This window comes from Streptosporangium sp. NPDC002544 (assembly GCF_040295965.1).
Classification (GTDB): Bacteria; Actinomycetota; Actinomycetes; order Streptosporangiales; family Streptosporangiaceae; genus Streptosporangium.
This window is the reverse complement of sequence record NZ_JBEOWJ010000064.1, coordinates 21,580-32,602: the sequence shown is the minus strand read 5'-3', so window position 1 is coordinate 32,602 and position 11,023 is coordinate 21,580. Positions and strand designations below refer to the sequence as shown.

The window sequence follows — 11,023 nt, the reverse complement described above, 5'->3', positions numbered from 1 at the left end:
CGCGGAAAATCCAACGGATTTTCCGCGATTACTACCGGGACCCCACGAAGGTATTCGAGCGCGTGGAGAGGTGATCGATCAGTGTTGGGTCGTTGCGATGAGGCGTCGCAGTGCCGCGTGGGCGGGTGGGCCCCACGGGGCCTTGCCGCCTGGCCGGCCGTGGACACCGGCGTCGCCGACGTGGAGGCCGACGAGGGCGCGGATCACGGCCCATCCGCGGGCGCGGCGCAGGGTCGCGGCGTCCGGGGCCGGCTGGTAGGCGGCATGGAAGAGGTCGGCGGCGCCGTCCGGGATGACATGGCCTGCGATTCTTCGCCCGTTTGTGTGAATGCCGCCAGGTCGAGCGGTCACGTCGGCTGCTGCTTCCTTGGGTTATCCACAGGTTTTTCGTCAAATCTCCGAGTTATCCACAGAATGGCGTTCGGGTCGACGGGACCGCAGGCACATGGAGAACCCTGGCGTGACCGATGCCGGGCGGTGGGTCCGGCGGGGATCTCCAGGAGGAGCAGATGGCTCGAACGAGCGCGCTTCGTGTGCGGCGTGATCGGTTGCGGTGGCTGCGTGCCCGGTGGGCACTGCTGACCACCGGCGCGCGCCGTGACCGTGGCATGTCCACCGCGGAGTACGCGGTCGGAACGATCGCCGCCTGTGCCTTCGCCGCCCTGCTCTTCAAGGTGGTGACGAGTCCCGACGTCCAACAGATGATCACAACTCTGATCAACCGAGCGCTGACCGTGGCGGGATGACTCTCCCCGTGGCAGCGATCTTCTCCCGCCGGACCAGGGGGTCGGTGACCGCGGAGACGGCCGCGGTGCTGCCCGCCCTCCTGGTCGTGCTGGGAGCCGGGCTGTGGGCGGTGTCAGCGGTCGAGGCGCAGCTGGAGTGCGTGGACGCGGCCCGGGCCGGGGCTCGGGCCGCCTCGCGCGGCGAGTCGCTGGAGCGGGTCCGAGGCAGCGTCCTGTCCGTGGCTCCTGCGGGCGCGACCGTCGTGGTGACCCGAAGCGCGGAGATGGCACGGGTGGAGGTGTCGGTGAACGTCAGGCCGCGCTGGGGCGCCTCGCTCCCGGGCGTCACCGTGCACGCGAGTGCCGCCTCCGTCACCGAGCCCGGACTGGAGTGGTAGGCCCGTGACTCCTTCGCTTCCTGGGGAGAGCGGCTTCTGGTCAAGCCGCTCTCGCGGTCTCACGCAGGGCAGGCCCTGCCCGCAGGATATGGATGACGGTGGGGCTGAGCGGGGGTCGGCCACCATCTGGACGGTCGGGCTCATGGCTTTGCTCTTCGCGGTCGCGGCGGCGGTCATGGTCGCGGGCACGGCTCGGGTCGTGCGCCACCGAGCGCAGAGCGCCGCCGACCTGAGCGCGCTCACCGCCGCTCGGCTGGCCTTCGCGGACCCGGACCGGAGTTGCGCGAGTGCCTCCCTGCTCGCTGCGGACAACGGGGCCAGGATCACCCGCTGTTCCGTGGGAAATGACGGCATCGCGGAGATCGAGGTGACCATGGACGTCTCACTCCCCCTGAAGGGAGAGGTGGCGATCAACGCCAGGGCACGGGCCGGCCCTGTCCACATCGCTGATTCAGATCGATGAAGGAAAGCACGTCAGGAATCCGATGGGAGCCGACCGGAAAGCAGTTGAGTACGGCTTCAAAGGGCGGATGCGGCAGGAACAGACATCCGCGCCGGGTGCGCACCGATGAAATGGGAGCCCCCGCCAAGGAAACGCTGCGACGGCAACGCGGCAGAGCACTGCTCCGCACAGACGAACACCGAGAATCGGCAGACGGAAGTCTTCAGGAAACCGGGTGTACGAAGCCTCCGGGAAACAAGGTCGCAATCAAATCACGACTTCTTGGACGGCGTGTCCAAGAGTCCGAAAGCTCACGTAAGGTGCCGCTTACCGGTGATCCGTGCTGTTTCCCGATCGGCCTGGGGAGGGTGAGATGCGAATCACCAGGTCACACGACACCATCGGGCGGTCTCGCGACCTCGGGGCCGGAGGGCGGGACTGGTGCGAGCCGGCCGGGCGGAGGGAACGGTCTGGCCGCCGGGTGACCGTACGGGTGGCGGGCGGCCGGCTGACGCGCGGTTCTCGACGAAGGGAAACGTCGTGACAGCAGTTCGCAGACTGGTCGCCATGGCGGTGATCGCGCCGATCATATCCATGTCCTTCGTGCTCACCGCCGCGAATCCGGCGCAGGCCGTGGCGCGGCTGAACGTCCCGTCCCGGGTGACCTCCAACAGCACAGTGATCCTTTCCGGCAGAGTCGATCTTCTGTTCGACGCGGTCCTTTTCGTCAATGGCAGGCAGGTGGCGAAGGGAGATCAAAAAGTCTCCTACGCCTGGAATCCTCGTTATCACCGGAACGGCGGTTACCGGATCAGGCTTGAACAGCGGGGCAAGGTGCTCGGGGCCGAATGGCACCAGACCAGCAGGACCCTGGTCCAGGCCGTTCCTCCGGCGACGCCGAGCGGGGTGAGCGCCCGGTTGTACGGCAAGCAGGTGGTCGTCAGATGGAGCAGAGGTGCCGAACCCGACCTGCAGGGCTACGTGATCTCCACGAGCCGGACCGGCAGGGTCGGGTCCGTGCGGGTGGGCAGCGCGTGTTCCGGTGGTTCATGCAGGGCGACCCTGGCCGTTCCGGCGAAGGCGGCCGGACAGCGGATCGGGTTCACGGTGCGGGCCCTGCGCGGCAACGGCGGTGGCGGCACGCTCTCCTCAGGCAACTCGGCCGGCGCCTCGGTGAAGGTGCCGGCGGCCACGGTGGCGAAGAGCGGCAGGAAAACCGGTGGCCAGGAGAGTTCCGGCACCCGGAGCGGGTCGCACCAGAGCGACACGGGCAGTCGGCAGAACACCAAGAAGAGCGAGAACAAGCAGGCCGGAGTCCACGACCTTCCGCAGTTGCCCGCGAAGAAGCCCACGGCGGCCTCGAATCGGCCGTCGGGAACAGCGGGCGCGCCAACGGAGAAGCCCGGGGTTTCGGAAAAGGCGGAGAACGGCGGCGACGCCACCTCGTCGGTCGCCGAGCCGGCCGAGGAGACGAATGAGGGGACCGGCGGTGATCGGGAGAAGAAGGAAGGCATGGACAGTGCCCCCGACTCCGGAGCGACCGGCGAGACCGAGGCGGACTCCGCCCCGAATACGAACACCACGGCAGGATCATCTGACGTACCGACCGGCGGTATGAGCCAGTACGGCATGTTCATCGCCGGTGCTCTCGTCCTGCTGCTTCTCGGCGCGCACGGTGGCGCCTGGATCCGTCGCAGGCTACTGGCCGCGGGGGACGGTTCCGCCGGCGGAGACAGGCGCCGTGACGGAGGGAGCGACGGGCAGACCGCGCCCTTCGCGGCCGAGCCGCTCGGTGGGAGGGACTCGAAGGGGGACGCCAGGACGACGGGCCGAGGCGGTACGGCGGACAGGAGCGGCACGACCGGCACCGGCGGCAGGGGTGGTGTGGCGGGCAAGGGCGGCACCGCTGTCACTGTCGATCCACGGCGTCCCGCGGTGATCCTCGCCGTGGTCAAGACCGGCCTGGCCCCGGGGAGCCCGTCGCCCGACTCCCGTGGTTCGGTCCGCCCACACTCTCCCCGGCAGTCTCCGGATCGGTCTGCCCCGGATCGGCCCGTGCCGGAGCGGAACGTCTCGGCCGAGCCGGCTCCAGCCCGGCGCGTCCCGGCTCAGCGCATCTCGCTCAGGGATGCCCCGGTTCAGCCGATCTCGGTTCAGCCGGCTTCGGTTCGGCTGGCCTCGGTTCGGAAAGCCGCTGATCGCGAGACGGAGGCACAGCGGGCGGGGACCCGGCAGGCAGAGGCTGAGCACGCGGGGACTGAGCACGCGGAGACCGGGCATGCCGAGACCGGGCACGCCGAGACCGGGCAGGCAGGTCACGCTGGGCGGCCGGACGCGGGTCCCGCTTCCGGCACGGCTCCGCTCTCCGAGGTCGGTGATGTCGGCCAGGCCGCGGCCCGGACGGCTGACCGGTGGGACGACTACCTTCCGCCCGCGCCCCGTTCCATGGAGGACAGCGGGTTCTGGGAGCGCCCGCAGCCCGGCGCGACCGATTTCTGGGCCGAGGACCGTAACGACGACGACCGGGACGAGCGACGAGATCGCGATGGCCTCTCACCCTCGGGGCATCGCTTCACCCCCGATATGAGCTGATCCGTCACAGTCTCCGGCAGACCGGCACCCCGGCCCGCTGCCGACGTGTTCCGCGGCCCTCACACCTGCGGCCCTCACACCTGCGGCCCTCACATCCGCGGCCCTCACACCTGCGGTCCTCACATCCGCGGCTCGTCGGAGGAGAGCAGGACGGCCAGCAGGCGGAGGGCTCCGGCCTTGTCGAGGGGCTCGTTGCCGTTGCCGCACTTGGGGGACTGGATACACGAGGGGCAGCCGCGTTCGCACTCGCACGAGGCGATGGCCTCGCGGGTGGCCGTGAGCCAGTCGCGCGCACGGGCGTAACCGCGCTCGGCGAAGCCGGCGCCGCCCTCGTGCCCGTCGTAGACGAAGACGGTGAGCAACCCCGTGTCGGCGTGGAGTTCGGTGGAGACGCCTCCGATGTCCCAGCGGTCGCAGGTCGCGAAGAGCGGCAGCAGGCCGATGGAGGCGTGTTCGGCCGCGTGCGCGGCGCCGCCGAGGTCCAGGCCGTCCTCGATCAGGGGGATGATCGCCGAGGTGGGCAGCGTCCACCAGACGGCGCGGGTCCGCAGCGTGCGCGGGGGCAGGTCGAGGGGTTCGTCTCCCATGAGCTCGCCGCTCTGGGCCCGGCGCTTGAGATAGGCCACGACCTGGCTGGTCACCTCCACCGAGCCGAAGTGGAGCTCTCCAGGACCGAGGGGGTGCGAGCTGAGGGACTCGATGACCGAGATATCGGTGACATCCCTGGCGAAGGTCGTGTAGTCGGGGGCCCCGGCCTCGACCAGCGCGACCCCCGCCTCCAGATCGAGTTCGGCCACCAGGAACGTCTCCCCCTGGTGCACGTAGACGGCGCCGGCGTGCACGGTGGAGTGAGCCGAGGGCTCGTCCACGGTGCCGAGCAGCCGTCCGGTGGACATCTCGACGACCTGGACCGGCGCGGCGCCCGACCCGCGGATGTCGGCGAGATCGGTGGCGCGTCCCCTGCTGGTCCAGAACCAGCCCGCGGCGCGTTCCCTGAGCAGCCCGTCACCGACCAGGTCCGCGAGCACCTCCTTGCTGGTGGGGCCGAAGATGTCCAGGTCGTCGTGGGTCAGCGGGATCTCGGCGGCCGCCGCGCACAGGTGGGGGCCCAGCACGTACGGGTTGCCGGGATCGAGCACGATCATCTCCACCGGCCTGCCGAACAGGGCTTCGGGATGGTGGACGAGATAGGTGTCCAGGGGGTCGTCCCTGGCGATCAGCACCGCCAGCGCGTCCTGCCCGTCCCTTCCGGCCCGCCCGGCCTGCTGCCAGAGTGAGGCCCGGGTTCCCGGCCACCCCGCGATGAGCACGGCGTCCAGCCCGGAGACGTCGACGCCGAGTTCCAGGGCGTTGGTCGTCGCCAGGCCGAGCAGCTCGCCCGAACGCAGTGCCTTTTCCAGCCCCCTGCGATCCTCGGCCAGATAGCCCGCCCGGTAGGCCGCCACCTTGTCGGGCAGGTCCGCGGGCGCGCTCCCGTCGGCGACGAGGTCGCCGAGCCTGGCCCGCGTGGTGAGGGCCACAGACTCGGCGGCCCGCCGGGAGCGGACGAAGGCCAGGGTCCGCACGTTGGAGACGACGAGGTCGGCCAGGAGGTCCGCGCTCTCGGCGGTCGCGGGGCGGCGGACGGGTGCCCCGCCCTCGCCCCGCAGATCGGTCAGGGGTGGCTCCCACAGTGCGAAGGTGGTCGAGCCTCGGGGAGAGGCGTCCGTGGTCACCTCGGCCATCTGGAGGCCTGTCAGACGTCTCGCGAAGGCCCCGGGCTCGCTGGCCGTCGCCGAGGAGAGCAGGAAGGTCGGGTGTGAGCCGTAGCGCGCGCAGATCCGGCGCAGGCGGCGCAGGATCTGGGCGACGTGGGAGCCGAAAACGCCTCGGTAGCCGTGGCACTCGTCCACGACGACCATCCGGAGCCGCCGCCAGAAGGCCGACCACTGGGCGTGACGGGGCAGCAGGCCGCGATGGAGCATGTCCGGGTTGGTGAGGACGTAGTTGGCGTGCCTGCGTACCCAGGTCCGCTCCTCGAAGGAGGTGTCGCCGTCGTAGGTGGCGGCACGGAGCTCGGGCGGGTCGAGTTCGCGCAGCGTGCGGAGCTGGTCGGCGGCCAGAGCCTTGCTGGGGGACAGGTAGAGGATCGTGCCGCCGTCGAGCGTCGCGGAAAGCGCCGGGACCAGGTAGGAGAGGGACTTGCCCGAGGCGGTCCCGGTGGAGATGATCACGTTTTGGCCACGGTGGGCCAGCTCGGCGGCCTCAGCCTGATGCGGCCACAGGCCAGAAACGCCGCGGTTCGCCCAGCGCGTAACCAATCGCTGGTCAACCCAGTCCGGCCATCGGGTCTTACCAGCCTGACGTGCGGGAACGTGCTCCACATGGGTGACACGCATGCGACGTGCGGGAACATCGAGCAGGCGATTGAGGGCGTTACCCGCTCGGAGGGGCGAGGATGAGGGCGGGGTCACTGGTTTCAGTCTCACATCTGTGGGCAGAGTCGCCGGGAATCGTGATTTCGTATAGACACTGAGCGTACGCATGGTTGAATGCCGCGCGTCGGGGCTTGTCGTCCGGGGGTCATCCGGTCCCAGGAGGGCATGCTCGAATCGGTACTTTCGCAGGCAAGGCGCTGGAGGATCTGTGGATCTGAAGTTGGACCACCATTCCGAGGACCGTCTCACCATCGTTGAGGTCGAGGGTGAGATTGATGTCTACACCGCGCCCAGATTGCGTGAGCTCCTGATCGACCTGGTCAACAAGGGGAATTTCCACCTGCTCGTCAACATGGAGAAGGTCGACTTCCTTGACTCCACGGGCCTTGGTGTCCTGGTCGGCGGGCTCAAGCGAGTTAGGGCGCACGATGGCTCACTGGAGCTTGTCTGCACTCAGGAGCGCATCCTGAAGATTTTCCGGATCACCGGGCTGACGAAGGTCTTCGGTATCTACGCCTCGGTTGATGAGGCCAAGGAAGCCCACGGTCGAGACAAGTAGTCGTGGCTACCGTCGAACTGACGTTCAGCGCTCTCCCCGCGCATGTACGCACGGCGCGTCTGGTCGCCACGGCGATCGCCAGACGCACCGGCGTGCAGGAGTCACTGCTGGACGAGGTACGGCTCGCCGTCGGTGAGGCGTGCTCGCGGGCCGTGGAGGCGCACCGCCTCCACTGTCCGGGAGAGCCGATCCGTATCGAGCTACGTGATGACTCAGGGCGCTTCGAGGTGACCGTCACCGACTCCGCCCCCAGTGACGAACTGGAGCACGATCGCGCCCTCCTGGGGTTCGACGACCCGTTCGGGCAACTTCCCGATGATCTGATGTCCGGTCTCGGCATCGCGGTCATCGCGGGACTGGCCGACGATGTTCAGGTCTACCCGAGCCAGAAGGGCATGTGCATCCGCATGAGCTGGCCCGCGGCGACGAACGGCCTGTCTCCGGCCTGACAGAAGACTTCGAACAGCCGGGCGTGTCCATCTGGACACGCCCGGCTGTTCGTCGTGCGGAACCCGGTTTTGGACAAAACATAACCATAATTTTTCCCACCCGAAATTGGGTGGAAACAGAGGCTGGCGGGGTAGGTGTGACAGGCGAAATGCCGTTATAAGCAGGCCGGTCGGTAAAAGGTGCTGGACTCGGCGTCAATTGTCCGCAGACAGAGGCTTCATATCCGCGTCCTCGCTGCGTAGACTCCCGGGACCGGCCAAGGTTTATCCTTCGGAGCGGCCCGCACGCGAGCCGTCCTCCGTGGGGGTCTGCAACTGGAAGCGGCACTGCCAACCATCCCGGATGTGCGCCGCTCCGCTCGTCTAACCACTTCGGCAGCGCACTCCGGGCAGGACGTGTTCCCGTCTTGCCAAGGAGAGTCGGATGTCTGTGCTCCATCTCGCCGCTGTCGAAGAGCCAGCGGTATCCCTGAGTGGTTACCACTTCAACATCGTGATCGTGGTCGCCGTCGTCGCACTGCTCGCACTCGCCGTCGCCGGCACACTGGTGCGGGAAGTGCTGGCCGCCGGCCAAGGCACCGAGCGTATGCAAAACATCGCGCGAGCCGTCCAGGAAGGGGCTTCGGCGTATCTTACCCGGCAGTTCCGGACGCTCGCGCTGTTCGTCATCCTGATCCCGTTCCTGCTGTACCTCCTCCCGGCGGAGACGACCGGTGTGCGGATCGGCAGATCGGCTTTCTTCGTCGTCGGCGCGCTGTTCTCCGCGCTGACCGGATTCATCGGCATGTGGCTGGCGGTCCGCGGCAACGTCCGCGTCGCCGCCGCCGCCCGCGAGTCGGGTGAGAAGCTCGCGATGCGGATCGCCTTCCGCACCGGCGGCGTGGCCGGAATGATCACCGTTGGCCTCGGCCTTCTCGGCGCGGCCGTGGTGGTGATCACCTACGGGGGTAGCGCCCCGGCCGTGCTGGAGGGCTTCGGCTTCGGTGCCGCGCTGCTCGCGATGTTCATGCGAGTCGGCGGCGGCATCTTCACCAAGGCCGCCGACGTCGGCGCCGACCTGGTCGGCAAGGTCGAGCAGGGCATTCCCGAGGACGATCCGCGCAACGCCGCCACCATCGCCGACAACGTGGGCGACAACGTGGGCGACTGCGCGGGCATGGCCGCCGACCTGTTCGAGTCCTACGCGGTCATGCTCGTCGCCAGCCTGATCCTGGGCAAGGTGGCCTTCGGCGTCGAGGGACTGGTGTTCCCGATGATCGTGCCGATGATCGGTGTGATCACGGCGATCATCGGCATCTTCGTCACCGCCCCGCGCGCCGGCGACCGCAACGCGATGGCCGCGATCAACCGGGGCTTCTTCATCTCGGCGGCCATCTCGGCCGTCCTCGTCGCGGTCGCGGCCTACCTCTACCTGCCGGCCAGCTTCTCCGGGCTGACCGGGGTGAGCCCGGAGATCGCCGCGATCACCTCCGACCCGCGCCTGATCGCGATCGGGGCGGTGCTCATCGGCCTGGTGCTGGCAAGCGCCATCCAGATCCTCACCGGCTACTTCACCGAGACGAACCGCCGTCCGGTGCGGGACATCGGCGAGAGCTCCCGCACCGGTCCCGCCACGGTCATCCTGTCCGGCATCAGCGTCGGCCTGGAGTCGGCCGTCTACTCCGCGCTGGTCATCGGAGCCGCCGTCTACGGCGCGTTCCTGCTGGGCTTCGGCAACGTCACGGTCGCGCTGTTCGCCGTGGCGCTGGCGGGCACGGGCCTGCTGACCACGGTCGGCGTGATCGTGTCGATGGACACCTTCGGTCCTGTCTCCGACAACGCCCAGGGCATCGCCGAGATGTCCGGGGACGTCGAGGGCGAGGGCGCCCAGGTCCTCACCTCGCTGGACGCCGTCGGAAACACCACCAAGGCCATCACCAAGGGCATCGCGATCGCCACGGCCGTGCTCGCCGCGACCGCGCTGTTCGGCGCGTTCCGTACGGCGGTCGAGAGCGAGCTGGTCAAGGCGGGCGCGTCCGTCAAGGAGGCGCTGGGCTCCTTCAGCACGTTCAGCCTGAGCGTCGACTCCCCGAACGTGCTGGTCGGCCTGATCATCGGCGCCGCGGTGGTGTTCATGTTCTCCGGCCTCGCGATCATGGCGGTCGGCCGCGCGGCCGGTCGGGTGGTCTTCGAGGTACGCGAGCAGTTCCGCACCAAGCCGGGGATCATGGCCGGTACGGAGTTGCCCGACTACGGCAGGGTCGTGGACATCTGCACCCGCGACTCGCTGCGGGAGCTGGCCACGCCCGGCCTGCTGGCCGTGCTGACCCCGATCGCCGTCGGTTTCGCCCTCGGCTACGCGCCGCTCGGCGCGTTCCTGGCCGGTGCCATCGCGTGCGGCACGCTCATGGCGGTGTTCCTGGCCAACTCCGGCGGAGCCTGGGACAACGCCAAGAAGCTCGTCGAGGACGGTCACCACGGCGGCAAGGGCTCGCAGGCCCACGAGGCCACCATCATCGGTGACACCGTCGGTGACCCGTTCAAGGACACCGCCGGACCGGCGATCAACCCGCTCCTCAAGGTGATGAACCTGGTGGCGCTGCTGATCGCCCCGGCCGTGGTGGCCTACGCGGACAGCCCGGCGCTGCGCATCGGCATCACGGTGCTCGCGGTGGGCATCGTCATCGCCGCGGTGGTCATCTCCAAGCGTCGTTCGGCGGGCATCGCCCCGACGGAGGAGAACAACAGCGACCGCGAGCCGGAGCAGGTCTCCAGCTGAGCAATGTTTGACGAAGGGGTGCACGGGTCGCGTGCACCCCTTCCGCATGTGCGGACCGTCTCGGTGGGAAACTGGCCGATATGGAACAGCAGCCCTCCGGAGGCAGAACTCTCATCCTCATCCTGCTGGCGATGGCCGCGGTGTTCGCGGTGATCGTGGGCCTTGCCATGTGGGCTTCGAGATGACGGCGCGCACGCTCGTCGTGCTGCGTCACGCCAAGGCGGTCAACGCCTCAGGTCTCGCCGATCGCGAGCGTCCCCTCAGCGCCGACGGCGAGCACGACGCCCGCAGGGTCGGTGAGGCCCTCGCCACGCGGGGTCTCCGCCCCGACCTGGTGATCTGCTCGCCGTCGGTGCGCACCCGGCAGACCGCGAACCTGGCCCTTCCCGGTGCGGACCTCCTTTTCGAACCGGCCATCTACGAGGCCTACCCCGACGAGCTGCTGACGCTGATCCGGCGGAGTGATCCGCAGGTGCGCACGCTGGTCCTGGTCGGTCACAACCCCGGCGTCCACGAGCTGATCAGGCAGCTCACCGAGGAGGACGACGGCGACGCGGGGTTCCCGCCAGGGGCGTTCGCCGTCATCGAGGTGGACGGCGAGTGGGCGGAGCTCGACGCCGGTCGCGGGATCGCCAGATGGAGTCCCAAGAAGCCCTGAGGGCCAGGGCGTAACAAGGCGTAAC

General features: G+C 68.9%; 10 protein-coding genes. 8 read left to right on the top strand and 2 right to left on the bottom strand.

Annotated elements, in window-relative coordinates; all coding sequences use genetic code 11:
• Positions 1–78 precede the first annotated feature (78 nt).
• Positions 79–351, bottom strand: a complete 273-nt coding sequence (locus ABT061_RS47270; RefSeq protein WP_350930266.1) for a hypothetical protein — start codon at positions 349–351, stop codon at positions 79–81.
• Between the two features lie 158 nt (positions 352–509).
• Between ABT061_RS47270 and ABT061_RS47265 the strand changes: the two genes are divergently transcribed.
• The 4 genes from ABT061_RS47265 (at position 510) to ABT061_RS47250 (ending at position 4,157) form a co-directional block, all read left to right on the top strand.
• Positions 510–746 (top strand): DUF4244 domain-containing protein, encoded by a 237-nt coding sequence (locus ABT061_RS47265; protein WP_350930265.1) that lies wholly within the window; start codon positions 510–512, stop codon positions 744–746.
• Complete coding sequence (locus ABT061_RS47260; protein ID WP_350930264.1) at positions 743–1,123, top strand: TadE family type IV pilus minor pilin; 381 nt, start codon at positions 743–745, stop codon at positions 1,121–1,123. The genes ABT061_RS47265 and ABT061_RS47260 overlap by 4 nt, the downstream gene beginning before the upstream one ends.
• An 88-nt stretch (positions 1,124–1,211) precedes the next feature.
• A complete protein-coding gene (locus ABT061_RS47255; RefSeq protein WP_350930263.1) occupies positions 1,212–1,586 on the top strand; it encodes an Rv3654c family TadE-like protein in 375 nt (124 codons plus the stop codon).
• 519 nt (positions 1,587–2,105) lie between these two features.
• On the top strand, positions 2,106–4,157 hold the full coding sequence (locus ABT061_RS47250) for a fibronectin type III domain-containing protein (protein ID WP_350930262.1): 2,052 nt from the start codon (positions 2,106–2,108) through the stop codon (positions 4,155–4,157).
• Between the two features lie 119 nt (positions 4,158–4,276).
• Here the strand turns inward: ABT061_RS47250 and ABT061_RS47245 are convergent, their stop codons facing one another.
• Positions 4,277–6,535 carry a DEAD/DEAH box helicase gene (locus ABT061_RS47245; RefSeq protein WP_350930261.1) on the bottom strand — a complete coding sequence of 753 codons (2,259 nt, stop codon included), beginning with the start codon at positions 6,533–6,535 and terminating at the stop codon, positions 4,277–4,279.
• 247 nt (positions 6,536–6,782) lie between these two features.
• On the opposite strand from ABT061_RS47245, the gene ABT061_RS47240 reads away from it, so the two are divergent.
• The 4 genes from ABT061_RS47240 to ABT061_RS47225 all read left to right on the top strand — a co-directional run bounded on the left by ABT061_RS47240 (position 6,783) and on the right by ABT061_RS47225 (position 10,998).
• Positions 6,783–7,133 (top strand): STAS domain-containing protein, encoded by a 351-nt coding sequence (locus ABT061_RS47240; protein ID WP_030916965.1) that lies wholly within the window; start codon positions 6,783–6,785, stop codon positions 7,131–7,133.
• 2 nt (positions 7,134–7,135) lie between these two features.
• Positions 7,136–7,582, top strand: a complete 447-nt coding sequence (locus ABT061_RS47235; RefSeq protein WP_350930260.1) for an ATP-binding protein — start codon at positions 7,136–7,138, stop codon at positions 7,580–7,582.
• Positions 7,583–8,006: 424 nt separating this feature from the next.
• Complete coding sequence (locus ABT061_RS47230; RefSeq protein ID WP_350930259.1) at positions 8,007–10,340, top strand: sodium-translocating pyrophosphatase; 2,334 nt, start codon at positions 8,007–8,009, stop codon at positions 10,338–10,340.
• A 181-nt stretch (positions 10,341–10,521) separates the two neighbouring features.
• Entirely contained in the window at positions 10,522–10,998 is a 477-nt protein-coding gene (locus ABT061_RS47225) for a SixA phosphatase family protein (protein WP_350930258.1), read from the top strand.
• Positions 10,999–11,023 lie beyond the last annotated feature (25 nt).